Genomic DNA, 22,190 nt, shown 5'->3' on the forward strand with positions numbered 1-22,190 from the left:
CGCTGATTGCTGAGGAGAAGGGAGCTTGAGGGGGCAGACAAAAGAAAGGACTTGGCCACAAGGTCAAGTCCTTCTGAAGGTGCGAGCATCGCTGTGCTCGGGGGAGGTCCGCTGCATCTCCTGTCCTCAAGACTATTGGTAGCTGATTCTGTGCCGCCTTACGCAGGTGATTACAGTAAAAAATGCCAGACAGGCTGTGCATAAGCTAGCTCATCAACGATGCTCGGCCGGTCCGATATTGGTGAAATATTCAGGCAGGAAAAATGCTTACGCGGATCAGCCCGGGAAGTTCCAGAAGGATGATGGTCCAACCGGCCAGAAATGCGCTCACCTTGGGGCAGCTGCGCGGCGCAGCCTGTCGTTGATCGCTTCACCCAGTCCTTCGCCGGGAACCGCCTGCACGGCAATGACGGTGGCTCCGCTTGCATCCAGCTGGCGCAGGGCGGAGAAGAGATTGGCCGCCGCTTCCACCAAATCGCCGGTTGGTGAGAGGTTGAGGCTGGCCCTTGCCTGACCCGCGCCGGGCAGGCCGTCCGGGCCAAACAGCAGTGCAGCCTCACCTTCCTCAATGCCCTGTGCCTCAAGCCGTACCGCTGCCGCGGGGGCATAATGGGACGTCAGCATGCCAGGCGCTTGCGGTGCATGGTCATCGGCGGCGGCGCGGATCAGGCTGCAGCCCAGCACCGCTTCGATGGCCGTTGCCGGAATGCCGCCGGGCCGCAGCAGGGCGGGCGTTTCGCCGGTCAGGCTGACGATTGTGGATTCGATGCCGATGGGGCAGGGGCCTGCGTCGAGCACGTGGGCAACCTTGTCCCCCAGATCCGCAATCACCGCATCCGCATCTGTTGTTGAAATGCGTCCCGAGAGATTGGCGCTGGGCGCGGCCAGCGGGCGGCCAAGCTGGCTGGCCAGCCAGCGCATGACGGGCGCCGCAGGCACGCGCAGTGCGACGCTGTCGAGGCCAGCGGTCGTCAGGCTGGCGATGGGGGATGCTGGATTGCGCGGCACCACCATGGTCAGTGGCCCTGGCCAGAAGGCTGCAGCCAGCGCTTTCGCCCGCTCATCGAACAGGCCGTGACGCTCTGCCGCTTCCAGGCTCTCCACATGCGAGATCAGCGGATTGAAACTCGGCCGCCCCTTTGCCTCGTAGATTCGGGCACAGGCTTCGCCGTTCGTGGCGTCGGCAGCCAGGCCATAGACCGTCTCGGTCGGTACGGCCACCAGCTTGCCCCCGGCCAGCGCCTCCACCACCGGCTGAAGCAGGCCGGACATCATCCAGTCGGTGGACTTCAAATCGATGGGCCAGCGCTGCATTCTGGGGCTCCGGAAGCCGGGGCGGCTGCGCTGTGCAAACAGAAAACGGCGCGGCCTGCCTCTGGGTAACGTATTGACGTTTACGTAAACTGCGGTACGTTCGCAGGAGACACATGAGATGCGCGGCTTTTGCGGACTTCAGCGGTCCACGTCAAGCACCAAGCGCGTCCGGATCAGGGAGAAACAGGATGTATCGCGCGCCGCTCGCCGAAATTGCCTTCACGCTCAAGCATGTGGCCGGACTGCCGCAAGTCCGGGACGCCTATGGCGCGGAAGAGCTTGGCGAGGATCTGGTCGAGGCTATTCTGACAGAGGCCGGGCGTTTCGCCGCCGAGGAAATCGCCCCGCTCAACAAGATCGCCGACAGGCAGGGCACGCCCTTCGCCAATGGCACGGTGACGACGCCGGAAGGCTGGCGCGATTGCTATCATCACTGGATCGAGGGCGGCTGGAACGCGCTTGCTGCCGGTACGGACTTTGGCGGGCAGGGCCTGCCTGTGATGCTGAACATCGCCGCGCTGGAAATGTGGAATTCCGCCTCCATGGCTTTCGCCCTTGGGCCGACACTGACTATGGGCGCCGTCGAGGCGCTGGAGAAGCATGCGGCGCCGGAGCTTCAGGAGAAGTACCTCGCCAAGCTCGTTTCCGGCGAGTGGATGGGCACCATGAACCTGACGGAGCCGCAGGCGGGCTCCGATCTCAATGCGCTGAAGGCAAGGGCCGAGCGCAACGCCGATGGCAGCTACCGTATCTTCGGGCAGAAAATCTACATCACCTATGGCGAGCATGATCTGACGGACAACATCATCCATCTGGTGCTGGCCCGCCTGCCGGATGCGCCTGCAGGCACGCGCGGTATTTCGCTGTTTCTGGTGCCGAAGTTCTTCGTCAATGACGATGGTTCGCTGGGCGCGCGCAATGATGTGCGCTGCGCCGGCATCGAGCACAAGCTCGGCATCCATGGCTCGCCCACTTGCACTATGATTTATGGTGACGAGGGCGGCGCCACAGGCTGGCTGATCGGCGAGGAGAACCGGGGCCTTGCCTGCATGTTCACCATGATGAACAACGCCCGCCTTGCGGTGGGCGTGCAAGGGCTGGGCGTTTCCGAGCGGGCCTTCCAGCATGCGCTCGCCTATGCGCTGGACCGCCGTCAGGGCCGCGCCCCGGGCGACAAGGGCGAGGGCATGAGCCCGATTGCCCTGCATCCCGACATCAAGCGCACCCTGCTGGCCATGCAGGCCCGCACGCAGGTGGCCCGTGCCATCTGCTATTCCTGCGCCCATGCCATCGACATGGCGCATCTGGCCGCAACGCCGGAAGAGCGGGCGCATTGGGCAAGCCGCGCCGGGCTGCTGACGCCCATTGCCAAGGCGCTCTCCACCGACTTTGGCGTGGAATCGGCTTCGCTTGGCATTCAGGTGCACGGCGGCATGGGCTTCATCGAGGAAACCGGGGCTGCCCAGCACCTGCGCGATGCCCGCATTGCGCCGATCTATGAGGGCACCAACGGCATTCAGGCGATCGACCTCGTGCAGCGCAAGCTGCCGCTGGAGGGCGGGGCGCATGTGGACGGGTTTATTGCCGAACTGAAGGCGATTGCAGAGGCCGCCGCAGCTCATTCGGATGAGGATATCAAGGCAACTGCCGCCCATCTTCTGCCCGCTCTCGACGGACTGTCCTCCGCGACAGCCTGGCTGAAGCAGGCTCAGGCTGATGGCCGGGTGGCGGAAGCGCTGGCGGGTGCTACGCCCTATCTGCGGCTGGCTGGGCTGGTGCTTGGCGGCGCGCTTCTTCTCAAGGGCGCGATGGCTGGCGAGGGGCAGGACCCGGCAGCAGAGGCCCACCGCCGCCTGCTGGCGCGCCACTTTGCCGAAACGCTGCTGGGCGAGACAGCGGGGCTTGCCCGCGATGTGACAGGCGCGGCAGGCGCAATCCTTGCCTTCGATCCGGCGGCCCTTTCGGCCCGCATCGGCTGATGGTTGAGGTTCTGACGAGACGTGAAGCGGGGAGGGCGGCATGATCCGTCATGAAAGCAGGGATGGCGTGAACCTTGTCAGGTTCGACAGGCCGGACAAGAAGAACGCCATCACCGGCGAGATGTATCTGGCGCTCGTGGATGGGTTGATGGCTGGCGAGGCGGATTCGGCCATTGGCTGCCACCTCATCTGTGGTTCGCCCGGTGCCTTCACCGCTGGCAACGATATTGCCGACTTCATGCGTTTTGCGTCTCAAGGTGATCTGTCGGACACACCGGTGCTGAAGTTCCTGTCGGTTCTGGCACGGCTGGAAAAGCCTCTGGTGGCAGCGGTGGATGGTCTTGCCATCGGCGTCGGCACCACGTTGCTGTTCCACTGCGACATGGTCTATGCCACGCCCCGCACGGTGCTGCGCACACCGTTTGTCGATCTGGGGCTGGTGCCGGAAGCGGGCTCCAGCTTGCTGGCGCCGCGCATCATGGGCCACCAGCGCGCCTTTGCGCTTCTGTGCCTAGGCGATGCCTTCACGGCGGAAGCCGCCCGTGAGGCGGGCATCGTCAATCATGTGGTCAACGAGGCCGATCTTGAAACGGCTGCCTTTGACTGCGCCAGCCGTATTGCCGCGCGGCCACGGGAGGCCATGGCCCTCTCCCGCCGCCTGCTGCGCGGGGACCGGACGGAGGTTCTGGCGCGGATGGACGAGGAAGCCCTCATCTTCGGCCAGCGCCTCTCCTCCCCGGAAGCCGCCACCGCATTTGCGGCCTTCATGGGCAAGGCGAAGGGCTGAACCGGGACGGCTGGGTGATTGCTCCGACCAGTCAGAGACATGCTGCCTTGCTGCTTGCTCAGGTGTCGCCCCGGCCCTTTGAGCCTGCAACTCCCTTACAGGTCCCGGCACGGAGGCCGGGACGGCGGTGAGTGTTGAGAGGCTGCGGGCATCTGATCACCCGCAGCTGGCAGGTTCAAACAAACCAGCCCGCCGGACTGCTCCGGCGGGCTGCTTCATTTCTGTTGTTCAAATGGGCAATGGTCAGTCGAATTCGGGGCCGCGGGCCGGGTAGGGCGTGACTTCCCGCCAGGCCTTCATCAGCGTTTCCAGCTCTTCGTCGGCATGCGGCGGCAGCACGATCTCGAGGCGGACCAGAAGGTCGCCATGGCCGCCGTTTTTCGTCGGCAAGCCCTTGCCCTTGAGCCGCATGGTCTTGCCGCTGCTGGAACCGGGCGGGATGGTGAGATAGGCCGCGCCGTCGAGCAGCGGCGTGCGCACCTTGGCACCCAGAACCGCCTCATAAAGAGCCAGCGGCAGATCGAGATGCAGGTCGTTGCCCTTGACCGCGAACAGTTTGTGCGGCTTCAGCCGGATCTCGATCACCGCATCGCCTGCTGGCCCGCCATTGATGCCGGGCTGGCCCTGACCGCGCAGACGGATCTTGTCGCCTTCCATGGTGCCTGCCGGGATCTTCATGTCGATGGTCTTGCCATTGGGCAGGGTGACTCGGGTCTTTCCGTCCCGGCCGAGCTCCTCGACTGTTACGAGCGCAATCATTTCGACCGTCTGGCCGGAGCGGGGGGCGCCGCCGCGTGCTGCGCCCGGATCCCCGGCAAAGCCACGGGTGCCAGCCCCTGCACCGGGGCCCGCGCCTGCGCCGCCACGGCGTGCGCCGAAGCCGCCGAGAATGTCGTTCAGAATGTCATCAAAGGCACCGCCCGTGAAGCTGCTGCCGGCACCGCCGCGCGATGCACCTTCGCGGAAGCCGTCGAAGCCTTCGAAGCCATGGGCCTGAAAGCGCGGCTTGCCGTCGGCGCCAATCTCGCCACGGTCGAACTTCTGGCGCTTCTCCTTGTCGCCCACGATCTCATAGGCCTGGTTGATCTCGGAGAAGCGTGCCTGTGCATTCGGATCATTGGCGTTCTGATCCGGATGGTACTGCTTTGCAAGCTTGCGGAAGGCCCGTTTGATGTCCGCTTCGCTTGCCGTTTTGGTTACGCCAAGAACGGAGTAGGGGTCTTTCATTGTCAGTCCGCTATGTGGTGAAAGCGCCCGGAGCATCCGGACGCCTGCTAAGTCTAGTCACGTCTCATATGGGAAGCGACAGGAAATGATGCCAGTACAAGCTTGCACGTAGCTCATGCAGCGCCGGAACGGGAATATCTTCTTTCAAACTCCGAGTGCAGCAAGACTGATGACGGCTAGGTTCTGGCGCGCATCCCGGCAGGCGCTTCCCTCATAGGCCTTCACCCCCTGAAAGGTGTTGGCTGTTGTACGGAAGCTCATGCAGCCGGGCACCTGCGCACTTTCGCCGGACACCTTGGTGATGGTGCCGGAATTGCCGCTTTCTGGATTGAGCCAGGGAATCTCCACCTCGCCTCCATCCGAAGGCGCCGTTTCGGCAAGTGCCAGAGCGATGACTTGGCGGTCCGTCGGGTCGACGCCCGCACTTGCATCCGTCGGCATGCCATCAATGGAGTTGGTCAGATCCAGCGGCGCGATCGCGTCGTTGGTGGCAAGCGTGGATGACATCTGCGAGCAGCCAGCCGTCATCCAGCCCAGCGACAAAATTACGCCAAGCCGAACCAGCCGCTTGGAAAGCGGCCGGGGATATGAAAGGTTACGCATCACAAAAGCCCTTCTTTCCCCGGGTCGGACCTTCCCGTCCGGAGGCAAAGCGCCCATCAGAAGCAGTCGTGAAAGCCTATGACCCATACAGTAAACACTCCCCCGGAAGCGTTAACAAAAGGTGACTTCACGGAAGTAGCGGAGCCATTTCAGCTTTTTGCTGAATGGCTTGCGGATGCCACAGAGAAAGAGATCAATGATCCCAACGCCGTAGCGGTCGCCACGGTCGATGAGGATGGCTTGCCGAATGTGCGCATGGTGCTGCTCAAGGATTTCGATGAGCGCGGCTTCGTGTTCTACACGAATCTGGAAAGCGCCAAGGGGCGCGAGCTTCTCTCCGCTGGCAAGGCGGCCATGTGCTTCCACTGGAAGTCACTGCGCCGTCAGGTGCGGGTGCGCGGGCTCGTCACGCAGGTCAGCGCGGAAGAGGCGGACGAGTATTACAAGTCCCGCCCGCGCGGCAGCCGCATCGGCGCCTGGGCTTCGAAACAGTCCCGCCCGCTGGAAAGCCGTTTTGCGCTGGAAAAGGAAGTCGCCCGCTACACGGCCAAGTTCGGCATCGGCGACATTCCCCGCCCGGACCATTGGTCTGGCCTGCGCATCGTGCCGGTGGAAATCGAGTTCTGGCACGACCGCCCGTTCCGCCTGCACGACCGGGTGAAATTCACCCGGACATCGGAAGCCGAAGCATGGACGAAGGCCCGTCTCTATCCGTAAAGCGATGAAAGCGGCCCTGACCGGCATGAGCCCATGCGGCGCATGAGCAATTTCAAGGCCTGCGATGCGTCAGCATCGCAGGCCTTGTCGTCAGAGCAGCTTCTTCCAGCGGAAATAGAGGAAGGTCAGCATGATGGAGAGCACCATCAGTCCGATCGAATAGGGATAGCCCCATTCCCATTCCAGCTCGGGCATTCTGGTGAAGTTCATGCCGTAGATCGAAGCGATGAGCGTCGGCGGCAGGAACACGACAGCAAGAACCGAGAAGATCTTGATGATCTGGTTCTGCTCCAGGTTCACGAGGCCGACGGTGGCGTCCAGCAGGAAGCTCAGCTTGGCATCAAGTGCGTCGGCATGCTCCTTGATCGAATTGATGTCCCGGCCCAGCATCTTGCAGGCGGCCACCTGTTCATCCGTCAGGTTTACCCGTGAGGACCGGGCAGAGAGGAACAGGAACAGCCGGGTTAGGCTGGCGCAGACATCATGCATGCGCGCGACCTGCAGGCCGATGCGTCCCTGCGTGCGGATGGCCGAGCGGTAGGTCTCTGCTTTACGCGAGCTCAATCCCTCCTCGAACACATGCATCGACATGCGGTCGAAGGCATCGGAGGCCTCCTCCATCACATCGGCGCAGCGGTCGCAGATGATGTCCAGCAGCACGAACAGCACGCCCGGCCCGTTGCGCGGAATGGTCCCATCCTGCTGCACGCGCCGGGCACATGTCTGGATCGACTGCGGCTCGCCATAGCGTACGGTTACAAGGCGGCGGGCGCTGAGCACGAACGTCACGGATGCGGTGCGCGGGTCCGGCATACGGGCCGCAAGGGGCAGGATTGCCGTCATGACGATAGCACCCGGCTCCTCGTAAAGCCGTTCCGACGTTTCGATTGAAGAGATTTCTTCCCGGGTCGGGATCTCGGCCCCCATCAGCTTTTCCGCCAGCCGCTGTTCCTCGAAGGTAGGATTGAACAGGTCAATCCACACGGCAGAAGGAGGGATCTGCGTCCCTGCCGTCACTTCGAGGCGGGCCATTGCGGCGGCTGTTGGCGTGTATGCAATGATCATAAAGGAACTCCCGCCCTATGCGCCGCGATGACGATGCCACGCCGCATACGATTCCACCATGACAGAAAGACGACAGGCGCTGGATCATGTGATGCGGGAAGGGACGCTGAAAATGCAAGAGCCGGGCACCCTCCTCAGATGCCCGGCTCAGAAATCAGCGCTCATGCGCCTTACTTGGCGTTGGAGCCGGCCTTGGCGGCCTTGCTCTGCTTGAAGCACATGGCTGCAGCGGTCACGGCCTGAATGCCCAGCGGCTTGTAGAGATCCGCAAGGTTCGGGGCTTTGGCTGCTTTCGGGGTCTGCTTTGCGAGGGTCGACATTGTTTCTGATCCGTTGGGCATTGAATGGCGCGCTCAGTGATGCCCGATTGCGGCATCTATGTGGCTTTCGCGCGGGCTTTTTCTTGTCTTTCCCGGAAAAACACAGAGGAAAGACACTGAATGAAACGTAAACTTCGACCGTTTACGTCTCGTAAAAACCTAATCATTGGATGGGGCGGGTTGAAGGCGCGTGCGGGTCAAATAAAATGTCGTCTTGTTACAATCTGCTCACGCTTTGAAATTGTTCAAGCCCGGCTTGCCGTTCTGAAGGCGGCAAAGGCAACTGGACGGTTGCGCCTGGACAAAATCCAAGGAAACTGCCTGCTTCGTTCAGTCGGGTCTTGCATGGGCAGGCAAGTCATGTCTGTCTGCGCAAAAGGGCAGAATCAGCCCGCAACAGAAGATTGGTCCCGTCTCCGGCCTTTTGTGTCCGGCTCCGGGCATCGGAGACGCAAGGCATGAGCATACGGCCGCAAACCCCGGTCAAGGCAATCCTGTTCGACAAGGACGGCACGCTGATCGACTTCCAGCAGACATGGTCGCCCGCCTTTGCCCGGCTGCTTGACACGATGGCAGCGGGAAATGGCGTGGTGAAGAGCGAGCTGGCGCGGATCACAGCCTTCAATCTGGAAACCGGCCTGTTCGAGCCGCATTCACCCTTCGTGGCGGGGGCGAATGATGCCGTCATCGGCGAGTGGGCTCAGGTGATGGGTATTACCGATACCACGGCGCTTCTGCGCGAGATCGAGGCCCATCTGAAGGCCTTTGGCCTCGAGAGCCTTGCTCCGTTCCCGGCGCTGGAAGCGACGATCCGGACCCTGCATGAGGCCGGCTATATCCTGGGCATTGCCACGAATGATACGGAAAGCTCTGCCCGCGCCCAGATGCGCGCACTGGGTATCGAGCAGTGCTTTGCCCAGATCTACGGCTATGACAGCGGCTTTGGCGCCAAGCCGGCACCAGGCATGGTCATGGCCTTCCAGGAGCAGAACGGCCTGCACCCGCAGGAGGTTGCCATGGTGGGGGACAGTCTGCACGACATGCATGCAGGCCGTCAGGCCGGTGCCGTTGCCGTTGCTGTCGCGACAGGAACCATAGGCGCTGACATTCTGGCTCCGCATGCAGATCACGTTCTCACCGGTCTGGATGATCTCCTGGACTGGCTTGATGCGATGATGCCGGTGCACTGAACGCCCTCTCTTTCCGGGAATCGCGTTTCTGCTCTTGCTTTTGACGGCGGCAGACGGCACCCAGATAGGGATGCCGCGTACTGCGGCCATTCCGGCAACGGGCCCAGCCGGGCCGGGCAGGGGAGCAGGTGGTGAGAAAGCGGTATCCCGTTCCGCGTTCCGAACTTGGACGTGCGGCGCGCTTCATGGCGGCGCTGGGTGTGCCGACGCTGTTTGCCGCTGCCATCGCCTATAGAAGCGGGATCATTGCAGCCAACCAGCTTGAGCTCAGCCTGCTGCTTGGGGCCGCTCTTGGACTTTCCGGCCTTGGCCTCGCCATCGCGGCCATCATTCTCTGGTGGCAGCGTGGCGGAACTGGAGTGGGCGATGCCGTGCGCGCCCTGTTCTACGGCCTTGTCCTGCTCGTGCCGCTGACCCTGCTGGCTGCGGGCTGGAACATGTTTCCCCCGCTCAATGACATCAGCACGGACCCTTCCGATCCGCCTCCTGCTGTTGAAGCCCTGGCCGTGCGTGATGCGCTCGCGCCGCCGCGGTTCGATGCCGCCTTGCAGACGCAGGCCTATCCGGAGATCGTTTCGCGCCGCTTCAGGCTGGAGCCGGTCGATCTGCATGCCGCCGTGCGCAAGGTAATGGAAAAGAACGGCTGGGAAATCGTGACTGAGATGCCGCCAGACATGCGCGATTCTCCCAGTCTGGTGCAGGCGATCGCCCGGGTTCCGCTTATCGGCCTTCCGGCCGGTATGTCCGTGCGCGTGGAGCCTGACGTGACCGGATCAATCCTGGATGTGCGGGCCAGCTCGCGTTTCGCCGCGCATGATCTGGGTTTCAATGCCCAGCAGATCCGCAGTTTCTACCGGGATCTCGATGCAGCATTGACAGAGGCCTACGGTAACATAGGCCGTCTCAACGTCACTGAAGAAGAGGCCGAGGAGGCCCGTGCTCAGGCCGAGGAACTGCCGCTCCTGACGGACCGGCCGGCAGATGATGCGGGGCGGCCCGTGCCTTTGCCGGGCTTCAAGCCCTATCAGGCGCCGGAGCCTGCCGTTGCAGAGCCGGAGTTCGATGAGATTTACCAGGGCGAGGAGACGCAGGGTTAGGGGAAGCTCTCAGGACGCTGCCTTGTAGACCCCTTCGAGCCGTGGCTCTGCGCCGCATTGCACGGCGCCTGTCTCCACCAGCCGTTCCAGTTGCGCAAAGACAGAGAGAGCAGCTGCGCCCTTCAGGCTCGGGTCAAGACCTGCGTAAACCGCATCGACGATCTCAGGGACCGTCGACTGGCCATGACGCTGCAGCACACCGAGAATAGCCGCCTCCCGCTGCATCCTGTGCGCCTTCAACGCGGCCATATAGTCCTGCGCGGAGTGAAGCAGGCCGCCGTGGCCGGGCAGATAGAGGCTTTCGCTGCGCTCCATCATCCTGTCGAGTGAGGTGAGATAGGCCTGCATTGATCCATCCGGAGGAGCGACGATAGAGGTAGACCAGGCCATCACGTGATCGGCGGAGAACATCAGCCCGTCATCCGGCAGGGCGAAGGTGAGATGATTGGCTGTATGGCCAGGTGTTTCCACGGCCTCGAACAGCCGCCCGCCAGCCGTGAAGCGCTCTCCGTCAGCCAGCTGCCGGTCCGGCCGGTAGTCCATGTCGGCGCTGGCATCCAGCGGATTGACCTCATTGCCACGCAGAGCCCGGGCCGGCCGGTGGGGAGCGCAGCCAAGAACCTGGGCACCTGTGAGCGCGGCCAGCCGCGCGGCCGCAGGGGAGTGATCCTTGTGGGTGTGGCTGACGAGAATGGCTGTAACCGTCTGTCCATGTGTTGCCCGCAGGATGGCCTGCAGATGCGCTTCATCCTCCGGCCCTGGATCCAGTACAGCCACCTCGGTCTCGCCGATCAGATAGGTGTTGGTGCCATGGAAGGTGAAAGGGCCGGGATTGTTCACTGTCAGCCGCCGGACACCGGGAGCCACCTCCACCGCTTCACCGTGGCGCGGATCGAAGGAAAGATCGTGCTGCAGTTTCGTCATGACCGGTTTCTTTCGAGGGAGAGGCTGCCTGTTCCCGCGCATCTGTTCAGCGCAGAACGGGTCAAGTCAAGTGCTTGCCGGCACCGCCCCGCAACCGTTGCCCGTTTGGATTGACGCAGTGCATTGGCTCCACTGGCATGAATCGGTAATGTGAAGCCGTTAAAACGGCACATGTGGCCCGGTTTCCCGCAGACGGAAACTGATGCAGCACATGTCCAGCGACCTGCCAGACAAGGACAGACAAGGCCTCATGCCCGAACATGCTCTTTCCCTGGAAGCCGTTCTTCCCCTCAGGCGCGATGCGGCCTTTGCCCTGACTGTCGACAGGATTGCCTCCTGGTGGCCAAGGCATGATCCCTTCTTCGGTCAGTCCGCGCAGGATGTCATCATTGACCCGCATCTGGGTGGAGCCTGTTCCCGGGTGGGCGAAGATGGCCGGCGGGTCATCTGGGGCACTGTGCTGTCCATTGAAGCGCCTCTCTATCTGCGGCTTGCCTGGCAGATCGGTCCAGACGGAAAACCGGTCGCGGATCCTTCCACCGCAAGCCGGGTTGTCTGGTCTTTCCGCGATGCAGGAGAGACGACGCGCCTCGAAATCAGCCATGGGGACTTCATCCGCCATGGGGCTGCCGGAGGCGATTACCGCGCCTTCATGGCATCCGAGGCTGGATGGCCGCGTTTGCTGGCAGCCCTGACGAAGGCCGCGTCTTCACGCTACGCCACCTCCGGGTGATTTCTGCCCGGCCGGCTGCACCAGTCTGACCGTTGCATCAGCCTTGAGAGCTCATGGGACGGCTTCCGTTTTGCACGGCGGCAGAACATGTGAAATGCCGTCAAAATGACACGTGACATTCATCTGGGCGTTGGTTTGATACGCTAATCTGGTTTTTGTCGTGTGAGTGACATAGAGCCGGGTTATTTCACCGGCTCATCATATCCCGTGTGGGCAGCGGGGGCGGGAGCAGGCACAGGTTCGCGATGACCGAGACACAGATTGAAGACGAGAAGCTGCCTCCGCGTGAGCTGCAGGCAAGGCCCTCGCAGCGCCTGAAGGATGCGCGCTGGGTGCTGTTTACGGCCGGTGTTGTGCTGATTTTGCTCTGGGCCGTCTTCCGGGTCCCGCTTCTTGCCGTGCTTTGCGGTTTCTTCGCCGTGTTCCTGGCCGCAGCGCTTGGCCCTCGCCGCAGCGATGCCGTTCGCGCTCTGCAGCTTGAGAACAAGCGCGATCTGCGCCGGATGTGGCCCGGCACCGGCATCAAGGTGACGGCCGACGCGCTGCCCATGCCCTGTTTCATTGCGGACGGGCGCGGCATCACCCGCTACGTGAATACCCTGGCACGGGACCAATACCCGGCGGTCCGTCCGGGAGACCCGATCTCCTTCGGCCTGCGCACGCCATCCCTGCTGGAAGCCTTTGACCGCGCCCGCTCGCAAGGCACGGTAGAGCGGATCGAATGGACGGAAAAAGTGCCGACCGAATCCTGGTTCGAAGCCAGTATCGCGCCGATCTACCTGCCCTCGCTGAAGCCGGGGCAGCCTGAGCCCGCCATGCCCGATTTTCTGCTGGTGGCCCTGCGGGATCTGACCGAGCAGCGCCGGCTGGAGCGCATGCGCACCGACTTCGTCGCCAACGCAAGCCATGAGCTGCGCACGCCTCTGGCATCGCTCACGGGCTTCATCGAAACACTGCAGGGGCCGGCCAAGGACGATGCGCGGGCACGGGAGCGGTTCCTCGGCATCATGCTGGAACAGGCGAACCGGATGCGCCGCCTGATCGATGACATCCTGTCCCTGTCCCGGATTGAGCTGAAGGCCCATGTGAGGCCGGACAAGCTGGTGGATCTGCGCGAAGCTGTGCGCCATACGAATGACGCCCTGTCTCCGCTGGCCCGTGAACTTGGCATGGAAGTGCACGTGGAAGTGCCCGAGCAGGAGGCGGTCGTCCGCGGTGACCGCGATGAGCTGATCCAGGTGACCGAGAACCTCGTGGAAAATGCGTTGAAATACGGGAGCACTGGCAAGCGTGTGGATGTCTCGGTCCGCCCGCAGGCAAGCGGGCAGGGCTGGGTGCTGACCGTGCGGGACTATGGCGAGGGCATTTCGTCTGAACACCTGCCGCGGCTGACGGAACGCTTCTACCGCGTCGATGTTGCCTCCAGCCGCGCCATGAAGGGCACGGGGCTCGGGCTCGCCATTGTCAAGCACATCCTGACCCGGCACAGGGCCCGGCTGGATATCGAAAGCCAGCCGGGGCAGGGGGCCGCATTCTCGATCACCTTCCCCGCTGACGGGCAAACGGGAGTGGCAACTGCACGTTGACGCCTCTATATCTGCAGGACGTCACATAACTCTCACATCGTCTCATTAGGACATGTGCTATAGGCAGTCCTGCCGAGTGGCCATCACACGAACAAGGTCACGCCAGACAGAGCCGCACGCCGGAGATCTTCAGCATGACAAGAGTTGGTCTTGGAGTTGCACTGCTTCTGACGGTCTTCCTGGGCGCAGGCGAGCTGGCCTTGGCGCGTGACAAGGTACAGATTGTCGGGTCTTCTACTGTCTATCCCTTCGCTGCCGCGGTTGCTGAACAGGTTTCCCTGAAAAACGGCGGAAAGTTCCCGGTCATTGAGTCCACTGGCACCGGAGGCGGTATCAAGCTGTTCTGTGCCGGATCCGGGGATGCCACACCTGATGTGACAAATGCGTCCAGACCGATGAAGCCGGCCGAACTGGAGGAATGCCGCGCAAATGGCGTGACACCGGTTGAAATCCGCTTCGGCTTCGATGGCATCGTGCTAGCGGGTGCAGCCAGCGGCGCTGACATGAATCTTTCCCTGGATCAGGTCTTTCTGGGTCTGGCCCGCAAGGTTCCGGTTGAAGGCAAACTGCAGGATAACCCCTTTCAATCCTGGCGTCAGATCGGCAGCACGCTGCCGGACAAGCGTATTGAGATCCTCGGCCCGCCGCCGACTTCCGGCACCCGTGATACATTTGTCGAAATCGCCATGGAGCAAGGCTGCGCCGCACTTGCGGACGCAGGCAGCCTTGGCCTGAAGGGGGCCGCCTGTCATGAGTTGCGGCAGGACGGATCGTTTCTGGAGACGGGCGAGAACGATGACCTCGTCGTGACAATGCTCGAGCAGAACCCCAAGGCGCTCGGCATCTTCGGCTACTCGTTCCTCGAACGGAACCGTGGCGACCTGAAACCTGTCAGCATCTCAGGAGTAGAGCCGTCTGCAGGAAATATTGCGGCTGGAACCTATCCTCTGTCCCGGCCGCTCTATTTCTACGTCAAGAAGGAGCATCTGGGAAAGGTTCCGGGGCTTGAGGAATATCTCCTTGAGTTTGCATCTGAAAAAGCTCTGGGGCCCGACGGATATCTGGCGGCGATAGGTCTCATTCCGCTTCCGAAGCACCAGCGTCTTGAAAACGAGAAGCTCGCCGGGGAACTTGCGGCCGCTCAATGATGCTGCCTTTACGGCATTGCTCCGGCGCGTAATGCCGCATGCCGCCGCCGCGTGCGGCCCCAACCGGCTCTCCTGCGGCGCAGCCGGCTAATAAGATACCCCTGAACTGACGGGCGCTTCCCGCCCGGGAGCGTCATTGTGCCCGGATATGTCACAAAACCGCGTTCTTCCGGCAATTGCACGTAAATTATTCAGATTTTCCAATATCTTAAATTGTCACAAAAGTGATATCCAACTGACATAGAAGTCTCATCTGGGGCCGTTAGGTTCCGCTCGTCGCCAGGGCCTCAGGGGAGGCTGGGTGGCGCGCCCAAAAACCTTGACATTCAAAGGGAGTGGTCAAGTGAAGTTCAAAACCCTCGTAAGCATGGTTGCCCTCGCGGCTGCCGCCACCACCGTCGCCGGCGCCGCTCAGGCTCGTGACCAGATCCAGATCGCCGGTTCGTCGACGGTTCTGCCCTATGCTTCCATCGTTGCTGAAGCTTTCGGCGAAAACACCGACTTCCCGACCCCGGTTGTCGAGTCCGGTGGTTCGGGCGCTGGCCGTAAGAAGCTCTGCGAAGGCGTTGGTGAAAACACCATCGACATCGCCAACTCTTCCAGCCGCATCAGCCAGTCTGACATTGATACCTGCGCCGCCAACGGCGTGAAGGACATCATGGAAGTCCGCATCGGCTATGATGGCATCGTGTTCGCCTCTGACATCAAGGGCAACAAGTTCGAATTCACCCCGGCTGACTGGCATTCTGCTCTGGCTGCTGAAATCGTGAAGGACGGCAAGCTTGTCGCCAACACGAACAAGAAGTGGAGCGATATCCGCGCCGACCTGCCGGATCAGGAAATTCTCGCTTTCATTCCGGGCACCAAGCACGGCACCCGTGAAGTGTTCGACGAAAAGGTTCTGCATGCTGGCTGCAAGGCCAACGGCATCGAGGAAGCCCTGCTTGCTGCCAACGGCGGCGACAAGAAGGCTGCTGCCAAGTCTTGCATGGCTCTGCGTACTGATGGCGTTTCCGTCGATATCGATGGTGACTACACCGAGACGCTCGCACGCGTTGCCGCAAACCCGCAGGGCATTGGCGTGTTCGGCCTGTCGTTCTACCAGAACAACACCGACAAGCTCCAGGTTGCGACCATGGGTGGCGTGCTGCCGTCCGTCGAGACGATTGCCAAGGGTGAGTACCCGGTTTCCCGTCCGCTGTACTTCTACGTCAAGAAGGCGCACATCGGCGTGATCCCGGGCCTCAAGGAGTACGTTGAGTTCTTCGTCTCCGACGATATCGCAGGCCCGAATGGCCCGCTCGCTCAGTACGGCCTCGTTTCCGACCCGGAACTGGCTGCGACTCAGAAGGCCGTTGCTGACGAAGTCGTGATGGGTCCGCTCAAGTAAGCGCTTCGAGCCGATGGAAGATCAGGGTGGCGCACCAGCGCCACCCTTTGCTCTGTGGATTGGATAGCTCATGAGCCTCGGTGTCCTCCTTCTCATAATCGTCGCGCTTGCTCTCGCTGGTGCATTCGCGGGCAGAAGCCGCGCGATTGCTCTTACCGGTGGTGACAAGCGGAAGCTGCATTCGCTGCCCGGCCATTATGGTACAGTCGTGTTTCTCTTTACGGCGGTGCCCGCATTGGTGCTGATGGCGGCCTGGCTGTTCATCTCCCCCGTATTGATCGAGAACGCCGCATCAGGCAGCCTTCCGGAAGCTTCCTCTGAGAACTCGTCAGACTTGACCCTCGTCATGACTGACGTGCGCAAGATTGCCGGAGGCCTGCAGGTTCTGAGCGAGCGCGGGACGCTTTCAGAGGCAGACATTGCCCAGATGCGCGGGGATCTCAGCAGTATCCGTAGCCGCATGGCCGACGCTGGCGTCGCTCTTGGCTCTGATGTGCGCGCTGATGTCTTCGAGATTGCCAAAACCTACCGGTCCATGACCAACACGTCGCGCATGTTGATGACCATTGCAGTGATCGCAATGGCTGTCGCAGGGCTCGTCTTCTCGGTCCTCAGGATCAAGCCTGAGTTCCGCGCCCGGAACGTCTCCGAACAGTTCACTCGCTCCATGCTGCTTGCAGCATCTCTGGTCGCTGTTCTCACGACCTTCGGTATTGTTTCTTCTCTCGTGTTCGAGACCTATAATTTCTTCCAGATGTACCCGGCGCTTGATTTCTTCTTCGGTACAGTCTGGAACCCGCAGTTCCGTGGCGGGTCAGAGCTTGGCATTATTCCGCTGCTCTGGGGTACGTTCTATGTCTCGTTGGTAGCACTTCTTTTCGCGGTGCCAGTTGGCCTTTACGCTGCAATTTACATGTCGGAATATGCATCCAGGCCTGTACGCGGTGTTGCAAAGCCACTGCTCGAATTGCTTGCGGGAATTCCGACCATTGTTTACGGCCTCTTTGCCCTGATCACTGTCGGGCCTTTCCTGCGTGACTATTTCGCCCAGCCCATGGGCCTCGGCAATTCGTCTTCCTCCGTGCTGACAGCCGGTCTCGTTATGGGCATCATGCTGATCCCGTTCGTGTCTTCCTTGTCAGACGACATCATCAATGCCGTACCGCAGTCACTGCGTGACGGTGCTTATGGCCTCGGGGCTACAAGATCCGAGACGATCCGCCAGGTTGTGATGCCTGCGGCATTGCCCGGCATTGTTGGCGCCATCCTGCTGGCCGCGAGCCGCGCAATTGGCGAGACGATGATTGTGGTCATGGGAGCAGGCGCAGCTGCCAGACTTGGCCTCAATCCCTTCGAAGCGATGACAACGGTGACAGTGAAAATTGTTAGCCAGTTGACTGGCGATACAGAATTCGCGTCACCGGAAACTCTTGTCGCTTTTGCTCTGGGCATGACACTCTTTGTTTTCACACTTGGACTGAATGTCGTCGCTCTTTACATCGTGCGCAAATACCGGGAGCAATACGAATGACCAGCGTCGATACTGCTTCATTCAAGTCGATTTACAATCCGGACGCGCGAACGAGACGCAGAAACGCCGCTGAGCGCCGGTTCCGGATGTATGGGATGGCGGCCGTCATAATTGGCCTGTTGTCCCTCGTCATCCTGCTTTCTTCAGTTCTGGCCAGCGGTCTTGCTGCGTTCAGGCAGACATTCGTGACGATTGACGTGACGCTGGATGCTTCTGTTCTCGACAAGGCCGGCAACAGGGATCTTGAAGACCTGAAGAAGGTCAGCACGGTTGGCTACGGCAATCTGATCCAGAAGTCTCTGCTGGAGACACTCAAGCGTGATGGCATCGATACGGGTGGCATGTCCGCCAAGGACATCTTTGACCTCGTCTCGAAGGAGGCGCCCGCCACGCTGCGTAACATGGTGCTTGCAGACCCGCAGCTCGTCGGACAGACCATTTCGTTCAAGGCTTTTGCCAATGGCCGCGTCGACGGCTATTTCAAGGGCCGTGTGACGATGGAAAGCGCAAAGCTGGACAGCAACATTTCTCCTGAGCAGTTGCAGCTTGCAGACAAAATGCGTGCTTCTGGTTTGATGAGCGTAGGATTTAACTGGGACTTCTTCTTTGGCCCCGATGCATCAGATCTGCGGCCGGAAGCCGCTGGCCTTGGAATTGCACTCATCGGCTCAACCTACATGATGCTGATCGTGCTCGTGCTGGCCGTGCCGATTGGTGTTGCCGCCTCGATCTATCTCGAGGAGTTTGCACCGAAAAACTGGTTTACCGATCTGATCGAGGTGAACATCTCCAACCTCGCTGCGGTACCGTCCATCGTGTTTGGTATCCTTGGCCTGGCTGTGTTCATCAATTTCGTCGGGTTGCCGCAGTCTGCCTCACTGGTTGGCGGTCTGGTTCTGACGCTGATGACGATCCCCACGATCATCATCGCTACCCGTGCGGCGCTGCGTGCTGTTCCTCCGAGCATTCGCGATGCCGCGCTGGGCGTTGGTGCCTCCAAGATGCAGTCCATCTTCCACCACGTCCTGCCTCTTGCAGCTCCGGGCATTCTCACGGGCACCATTATCGGTCTGGCTCAGGCTCTTGGCGAAACCGCGCCGCTGCTGCTGATCGGCATGGTGTCATTCGTCCGGAGCTTCCCGGCAGCTCCGCCGGAAGGTTTCTTCGACCCGGCAGCCGCTCTGCCCGTGCAGGTTTACAACTGGACCCAGCGCGGTGATCCGGCTTTCGTCGAGCGGGCCTCTGGAGCCATCATCGTACTGCTGGTGTTCCTGATCGTAATGAACCTGGTTGCCATTGTCCTGCGCCGCCGCTTCGAGCGCCGCTGGTAAGAAAGGGATTACCGATGAATGTCAGCGCAAATGTGGAGAACGGCGTGACCCACGCAGAACCCAAGATCGTCGCCCAGAAGGTTCAGGTCTATTATGGCGACAAGCACGCCATCAAAGACGTGGACATCAAGATTCAGCCCCGTTCCGTGACCGCCTTCATCGGTCCGTCGGGCTGCGGAAAGTCCACCTTCCTGCGCACACTTAACCGCATGAACGACACCATCGACATCTGCCGCGTCGAGGGTGACATTCTGATCGACGGTGAGAACATCTACGACCCCAAGGTCGACCCGGTGCAGCTGCGCGCCAAGGTCGGCATGGTGTTCCAGAAGCCGAACCCGTTCCCCAAGTCGATCTACGAGAATGTGGCCTACGGCCCGCGCATTCACGGGCTGACGCGCAACAAGGCGGAGCTCGATGAAGTGGTTTCTGCCTCGCTGCAGAAGGCAGGTCTGTGGAACGAAGTGAAGGACCGTCTTGATGGTCCGGGTACGGGTCTTTCCGGTGGCCAGCAGCAGCGCCTCTGCATTGCCCGCGCCATCGCCGTCAGCCCGGAAGTGATCCTCATGGACGAGCCCTGCTCGGCCCTTGATCCGATCGCAACTGCCAAGGTCGAAGAGCTGATCGACGAGCTGCGTGCCAACTTCACCATCGTGATCGTGACGCACTCCATGCAGCAGGCTGCCCGTGTATCCCAGCGCACGGCTTTCTTCCATCTCGGCAATCTGGTCGAGGAAGGCGCGACGCAGGACATCTTCACCAACCCGCAGGACAAGCGCACGCAGGATTACATCACCGGCCGTTTTGGCTGATACTGGATCTTGCGCTCGAGAATTTGAGAGGAACACGACATGTCCGAGCATACCGTTAGCTCGTATGACGAGGAACTGCGCGCCCTGGCCGGCCGGGTCGCCGAAATGGGCGGTCTGGCGGAGAAGCTGGTGAATGATGCAGTCACCGCGCTGCTCACCCATGATCTGGCCAAGGCACAGGCCACGGTTCAGGCCGATGCCAAGCTGGACGAGATGCAGCAGGAGATCGAAGCGAAATTCATCCGCATCGTCGCTCTGCGCCAGCCGATGGGGCAGGATCTGCGCGAGATCATGGCCGCTGGCCGTATCGCCAACGATCTGGAGCGCGTTGGAGACCTTGCCAAGAACATCGCCAAGCGTGTCATTGCCATCGACGGTGTCTTCAATTCCAAGAAGGCGGCCTTCGGTGTTGAACACATGTCCGAACTGGCGCTGGGCCAGCTGAAGTCGGTGCTGGACGCCTACACGGGCCGTGATGCAGAAGCTGCCAAAGCCGTGCGCGAGCGCGACGATGAAGTGGATGCGATCTACACCTCGCTGTTCCGCGAACTGCTGACCTACATGATGGAAGATCCGCGCAAGATCACCCAGTGCGCGCACCTGCTGTTCTGTGCCAAGAACATCGAGCGCATTGGTGACCATGCCACCAACATCGCCGAAAATGTCTACTTCATGGTGACAGGGGACCAGCTGCTGGAAGCCCGCCGGAAGATTGACGAGATGGGTATTGCCGAAAACGAAGGCGCCTGATCTGCCTGCCTGCAAGTGACGTCCGGAGCATATTGCCATGCCCAAGGTTCTTATCGTTGAAGACGAAGAGCCACTTAGCCTTCTGCTGCGCTACAATCTGGAAGCGGAAGGCTACGACGTGGACTCCTGTGACCGGGGAGATGACGCCGAGATCCGGCTGCGGGAAACGCAGCCGGACCTTCTGCTGCTGGACTGGATGCTGCCGGGACTTTCCGGCATCGAGCTGTGCCGCCGTGTCCGCGCCCGGTCAGAAACCGAACGCCTGCCGATCATCATGCTGACGGCACGCGGTGAGGAGGCGGAGCGTATCCGCGGCCTTGCCACCGGCGCCGATGACTACGTGGTGAAACCCTTCTCGATCCCTGAGCTGATGGCCCGCGTGCGCGCCATCCTGCGCCGGGCCCGGCCGGAAGTGGTGTCCACCATGCTGAGGTCCGGTGACCTGGAGCTCGACAAGGAAACCCACCGCGTCCGCCGCAATGGCAAGGAAATCCACCTGGGGCCGACCGAGTTCCGCCTGCTGGAGTTCCTCATGACCTCTCCCGGCCGGGTCTTCTCCCGCGAGCAGCTGCTGGATGGCGTGTGGGGGCATGATGTCTATGTGGATGAGCGCACCGTCGACGTTCATGTCGGCCGCCTGCGCAAGGCCATCAACAAGGGCAAGGTGAAGGATCCGATCCGCACCGTTCGCGGTGCCGGCTATGCCTTCAACGACCAGTTCGCCGTGGCGAGCTGATCCGCTCTGCTGCAATTAGTCTGGAAAGGCCCGCCATCCATGCGGGCCTTTTGGCTTTTGGAAAAGCACGCCACTTTTGCGCCGGCGTTCTAAGCCGCTCAACAAATACCCCGGACTTCCAGGCAGCAAAAAAGCCTGCCGCAACGGGCAGGCTTGATTGGGTGAGGGAGCCGGTGGGGTGCTGGTTGGCCCCCTCGAAAATCAGCCGCGAAGGGCCTTCTTGTCCGGCGCGGCGCGGCGGCGGTCGTTGACCGGCTGGTAGGCAACACGGCAATGGTGCGTGCAGTAGGGCACGCCCGGCTCGGAATGGCGTCCGCAGAAATAGAAGTCCGGCGAGGACGGATCACCGATCGGCCACTTGCAGGTGCGCTCGGTGAGGGTGAGGATCGTCGCGCGCTCCGTGAAAGGTACCAGCTCGGCCAGCGGTGCGGCTTCAACTTCGATGGCCACATCTTCCTGCGGGGCCATTTTCAGCGCAGTGGCGCCGCGCAGCTGCGGCGTGGCAGCCGAAGGCGTGCGGATGGTAGAAGTTGCCTGCACCGTGGTCTGCTGCGGCACGGCAGTGGCCGTCACCGGCGCGGTTGCGCTGCGCGGGCGGCGCTGCTTGGCGACTGGTGCAGTAGTCTTCGCCCGGCCTGACAGGCCCAGGCGGTGCACCTTGCCGATGACAGCGTTGCGCGTGATACCGCCAAGCTCGGCAGCAATCTGGCTCGCGCTCAGACCGTCCGTCCAAAGCTTCTTCAAGAGATCTACGCGTTCGTCAGTCCAGCTCATCTGTCGCACCCCGTACGTTTGCGGCTGTAGAATTTTACGCATTAACCATGAATTAAGGCACGCGTGATCCGCGCCTTAGTGGCCATATCCAGTATGATTTGGTGAACTACAGCACGACATGTCGTATCCGACTGGTTGGACACTACAATGGGCGGCGAAGGCGAGGCAAGTTGGGG

21 protein-coding genes are annotated in these 22,190 nt (G+C 61.5%); 14 read left to right on the forward strand and 7 right to left on the reverse strand.

The genetic code is table 11. The features are described 5' to 3' along the window. Positions 1 to 327: 327 nt before the first annotated feature. Positions 328 to 1,314, reverse strand: coding sequence for an L-threonylcarbamoyladenylate synthase (locus V6L75_RS04090; protein ID WP_334250240.1), 987 nt, complete (start codon positions 1,312 to 1,314; stop codon positions 328 to 330). A 188-nt stretch (positions 1,315 to 1,502) separates the two neighbouring features. Between V6L75_RS04090 and V6L75_RS04095 the strand changes: the two genes are divergently transcribed. Next, a complete protein-coding gene (locus V6L75_RS04095) occupies positions 1,503 to 3,293 on the forward strand; it encodes an acyl-CoA dehydrogenase family protein (protein WP_334250241.1) in 1,791 nt (596 codons plus the stop codon). A gap of 40 nt (positions 3,294 to 3,333) precedes the next feature. Beyond that, the gene (locus tag V6L75_RS04100; protein ID WP_334250242.1) at positions 3,334 to 4,080 is read left to right on the forward strand and encodes a crotonase/enoyl-CoA hydratase family protein; all 747 of its coding nucleotides are present in this window, start codon (positions 3,334 to 3,336) and stop codon (positions 4,078 to 4,080) included. A 243-nt stretch (positions 4,081 to 4,323) separates the two neighbouring features. Here V6L75_RS04100 and V6L75_RS04105 read toward each other — a convergent pair whose 3' ends face one another. Next, positions 4,324 to 5,307, reverse strand: a complete 984-nt coding sequence (locus V6L75_RS04105) for a J domain-containing protein (protein ID WP_334250243.1) — start codon at positions 5,305 to 5,307, stop codon at positions 4,324 to 4,326. A 144-nt stretch (positions 5,308 to 5,451) separates the two neighbouring features. Continuing rightward, positions 5,452 to 5,910, reverse strand: coding sequence for an RT0821/Lpp0805 family surface protein (locus V6L75_RS04110; RefSeq protein ID WP_334250244.1), 459 nt, complete (start codon positions 5,908 to 5,910; stop codon positions 5,452 to 5,454). Between the two features lie 78 nt (positions 5,911 to 5,988). On the opposite strand from V6L75_RS04110, the gene pdxH reads away from it, so the two are divergent. Further along, positions 5,989 to 6,627 (forward strand): pyridoxamine 5'-phosphate oxidase, encoded by a 639-nt coding sequence (pdxH, locus tag V6L75_RS04115; RefSeq protein ID WP_334250245.1) that lies wholly within the window; start codon positions 5,989 to 5,991, stop codon positions 6,625 to 6,627. A gap of 90 nt (positions 6,628 to 6,717) precedes the next feature. On the opposite strand, the gene V6L75_RS04120 is transcribed toward pdxH, so the two are convergent. Both V6L75_RS04120 and V6L75_RS04125 read right to left on the reverse strand, forming a co-directional pair. Continuing rightward, positions 6,718 to 7,692, reverse strand: coding sequence for a magnesium transporter CorA family protein (locus tag V6L75_RS04120; RefSeq protein ID WP_334250246.1), 975 nt, complete (start codon positions 7,690 to 7,692; stop codon positions 6,718 to 6,720). Positions 7,693 to 7,862: 170 nt separating this feature from the next. Further along, positions 7,863 to 8,012 (reverse strand): hypothetical protein, encoded by a 150-nt coding sequence (locus V6L75_RS04125; protein ID WP_334250247.1) that lies wholly within the window; start codon positions 8,010 to 8,012, stop codon positions 7,863 to 7,865. Between the two features lie 458 nt (positions 8,013 to 8,470). Here V6L75_RS04125 and V6L75_RS04130 point away from each other — a divergent pair, with 458 nt between their 5' ends. Both V6L75_RS04130 and V6L75_RS04135 read left to right on the forward strand, forming a co-directional pair. Further along, positions 8,471 to 9,202 carry an HAD family hydrolase gene (locus V6L75_RS04130; RefSeq protein WP_334250248.1) on the forward strand — a complete coding sequence of 244 codons (732 nt, stop codon included), beginning with the start codon at positions 8,471 to 8,473 and terminating at the stop codon, positions 9,200 to 9,202. Positions 9,203 to 9,333: 131 nt separating this feature from the next. Beyond that, positions 9,334 to 10,299: a DUF1499 domain-containing protein gene (locus V6L75_RS04135; RefSeq protein WP_334250249.1), complete on the forward strand. Its 966-nt coding sequence runs from the start codon at positions 9,334 to 9,336 to the stop codon at positions 10,297 to 10,299. 9 nt (positions 10,300 to 10,308) lie between these two features. Here the strand turns inward: V6L75_RS04135 and V6L75_RS04140 are convergent, their stop codons facing one another. After that, entirely contained in the window at positions 10,309 to 11,223 is a 915-nt protein-coding gene (locus V6L75_RS04140; RefSeq protein WP_334250250.1) for an MBL fold metallo-hydrolase, read from the reverse strand. Positions 11,224 to 11,434: 211 nt separating this feature from the next. Here V6L75_RS04140 and V6L75_RS04145 point away from each other — a divergent pair, with 211 nt between their 5' ends. The 9 genes from V6L75_RS04145 (at position 11,435) to phoB (ending at position 21,240) form a co-directional block, all read left to right on the forward strand. Next, the gene (locus V6L75_RS04145) at positions 11,435 to 11,956 is read left to right on the forward strand and encodes an SRPBCC domain-containing protein (RefSeq protein WP_334250251.1); all 522 of its coding nucleotides are present in this window, start codon (positions 11,435 to 11,437) and stop codon (positions 11,954 to 11,956) included. A 245-nt stretch (positions 11,957 to 12,201) separates the two neighbouring features. After that, complete coding sequence (locus V6L75_RS04150; protein WP_334250252.1) at positions 12,202 to 13,542, forward strand: ATP-binding protein; 1,341 nt, start codon at positions 12,202 to 12,204, stop codon at positions 13,540 to 13,542. A 134-nt stretch (positions 13,543 to 13,676) separates the two neighbouring features. Next, positions 13,677 to 14,690: a substrate-binding domain-containing protein gene (locus tag V6L75_RS04155; RefSeq protein ID WP_334250253.1), complete on the forward strand. Its 1,014-nt coding sequence runs from the start codon at positions 13,677 to 13,679 to the stop codon at positions 14,688 to 14,690. A gap of 367 nt (positions 14,691 to 15,057) precedes the next feature. Further along, positions 15,058 to 16,080: a substrate-binding domain-containing protein gene (locus tag V6L75_RS04160; RefSeq protein ID WP_334250478.1), complete on the forward strand. Its 1,023-nt coding sequence runs from the start codon at positions 15,058 to 15,060 to the stop codon at positions 16,078 to 16,080. Between the two features lie 70 nt (positions 16,081 to 16,150). After that, the gene (gene pstC, locus V6L75_RS04165; RefSeq protein ID WP_334250254.1) at positions 16,151 to 17,611 is read left to right on the forward strand and encodes a phosphate ABC transporter permease subunit PstC; all 1,461 of its coding nucleotides are present in this window, start codon (positions 16,151 to 16,153) and stop codon (positions 17,609 to 17,611) included. Beyond that, the gene (gene pstA / locus V6L75_RS04170) at positions 17,608 to 18,942 is read left to right on the forward strand and encodes a phosphate ABC transporter permease PstA (RefSeq protein ID WP_334250255.1); all 1,335 of its coding nucleotides are present in this window, start codon (positions 17,608 to 17,610) and stop codon (positions 18,940 to 18,942) included. The genes pstC and pstA overlap by 4 nt, the downstream gene beginning before the upstream one ends. A 14-nt stretch (positions 18,943 to 18,956) precedes the next feature. Continuing rightward, on the forward strand, positions 18,957 to 19,754 hold the full coding sequence (gene pstB / locus V6L75_RS04175) for a phosphate ABC transporter ATP-binding protein PstB (RefSeq protein WP_334250256.1): 798 nt from the start codon (positions 18,957 to 18,959) through the stop codon (positions 19,752 to 19,754). 39 nt (positions 19,755 to 19,793) lie between these two features. After that, positions 19,794 to 20,504, forward strand: a complete 711-nt coding sequence (gene phoU, locus V6L75_RS04180) for a phosphate signaling complex protein PhoU (protein ID WP_334250257.1) — start codon at positions 19,794 to 19,796, stop codon at positions 20,502 to 20,504. A 37-nt stretch (positions 20,505 to 20,541) separates the two neighbouring features. Beyond that, positions 20,542 to 21,240: a phosphate regulon transcriptional regulator PhoB gene (gene phoB, locus V6L75_RS04185; RefSeq protein ID WP_019963020.1), complete on the forward strand. Its 699-nt coding sequence runs from the start codon at positions 20,542 to 20,544 to the stop codon at positions 21,238 to 21,240. 201 nt (positions 21,241 to 21,441) lie between these two features. Here the strand turns inward: phoB and V6L75_RS04190 are convergent, their stop codons facing one another. Continuing rightward, positions 21,442 to 22,014: a GcrA family cell cycle regulator gene (locus V6L75_RS04190; RefSeq protein ID WP_334250258.1), complete on the reverse strand. Its 573-nt coding sequence runs from the start codon at positions 22,012 to 22,014 to the stop codon at positions 21,442 to 21,444. Positions 22,015 to 22,190: the final 176 nt, after the last annotated feature.

Source organism: Pannonibacter anstelovis, from assembly GCF_036881715.1.
Taxonomy (GTDB): Bacteria; Pseudomonadota; Alphaproteobacteria; order Rhizobiales; family Stappiaceae; genus Pannonibacter; species Pannonibacter anstelovis.

Excerpts from the sequence above, each read along its gene's own strand:
- V6L75_RS04090 (WP_334250240.1), bottom strand. The coding sequence starts at position 1,314 with ATGCAGCGCTGGCCCATCGATTTGAAGTCCACCGACTGGATGATGTCC.
- V6L75_RS04095 (WP_334250241.1), top strand. The coding sequence starts at position 1,503 with ATGTATCGCGCGCCGCTCGCCGAAATTGCCTTCACGCTCAAGCATGTG.
- V6L75_RS04100 (WP_334250242.1), top strand. The coding sequence starts at position 3,334 with ATGATCCGTCATGAAAGCAGGGATGGCGTGAACCTTGTCAGGTTCGAC.
- V6L75_RS04105 (WP_334250243.1), bottom strand. The coding sequence starts at position 5,307 with ATGAAAGACCCCTACTCCGTTCTTGGCGTAACCAAAACGGCAAGCGAA.
- V6L75_RS04110 (WP_334250244.1), bottom strand. The coding sequence starts at position 5,910 with ATGCGTAACCTTTCATATCCCCGGCCGCTTTCCAAGCGGCTGGTTCGG.
- pdxH (WP_334250245.1), top strand. The coding sequence starts at position 5,989 with ATGACCCATACAGTAAACACTCCCCCGGAAGCGTTAACAAAAGGTGAC.
- V6L75_RS04120 (WP_334250246.1), bottom strand. The coding sequence starts at position 7,692 with ATGATCATTGCATACACGCCAACAGCCGCCGCAATGGCCCGCCTCGAA.
- V6L75_RS04125 (WP_334250247.1), bottom strand. The coding sequence starts at position 8,012 with ATGTCGACCCTCGCAAAGCAGACCCCGAAAGCAGCCAAAGCCCCGAAC.
- V6L75_RS04130 (WP_334250248.1), top strand. The coding sequence starts at position 8,471 with ATGAGCATACGGCCGCAAACCCCGGTCAAGGCAATCCTGTTCGACAAG.
- V6L75_RS04140 (WP_334250250.1), bottom strand. The coding sequence starts at position 11,223 with ATGACGAAACTGCAGCACGATCTTTCCTTCGATCCGCGCCACGGTGAA.
- V6L75_RS04145 (WP_334250251.1), top strand. The coding sequence starts at position 11,435 with ATGTCCAGCGACCTGCCAGACAAGGACAGACAAGGCCTCATGCCCGAA.
- V6L75_RS04150 (WP_334250252.1), top strand. The coding sequence starts at position 12,202 with ATGACCGAGACACAGATTGAAGACGAGAAGCTGCCTCCGCGTGAGCTG.
- V6L75_RS04155 (WP_334250253.1), top strand. The coding sequence starts at position 13,677 with ATGACAAGAGTTGGTCTTGGAGTTGCACTGCTTCTGACGGTCTTCCTG.
- V6L75_RS04160 (WP_334250478.1), top strand. The coding sequence starts at position 15,058 with ATGGTTGCCCTCGCGGCTGCCGCCACCACCGTCGCCGGCGCCGCTCAG.
- pstC (WP_334250254.1), top strand. The coding sequence starts at position 16,151 with ATGAGCCTCGGTGTCCTCCTTCTCATAATCGTCGCGCTTGCTCTCGCT.
- pstA (WP_334250255.1), top strand. The coding sequence starts at position 17,608 with ATGACCAGCGTCGATACTGCTTCATTCAAGTCGATTTACAATCCGGAC.
- pstB (WP_334250256.1), top strand. The coding sequence starts at position 18,957 with ATGAATGTCAGCGCAAATGTGGAGAACGGCGTGACCCACGCAGAACCC.
- phoU (WP_334250257.1), top strand. The coding sequence starts at position 19,794 with ATGTCCGAGCATACCGTTAGCTCGTATGACGAGGAACTGCGCGCCCTG.
- phoB (WP_019963020.1), top strand. The coding sequence starts at position 20,542 with ATGCCCAAGGTTCTTATCGTTGAAGACGAAGAGCCACTTAGCCTTCTG.
- V6L75_RS04190 (WP_334250258.1), bottom strand. The coding sequence starts at position 22,014 with ATGAGCTGGACTGACGAACGCGTAGATCTCTTGAAGAAGCTTTGGACG.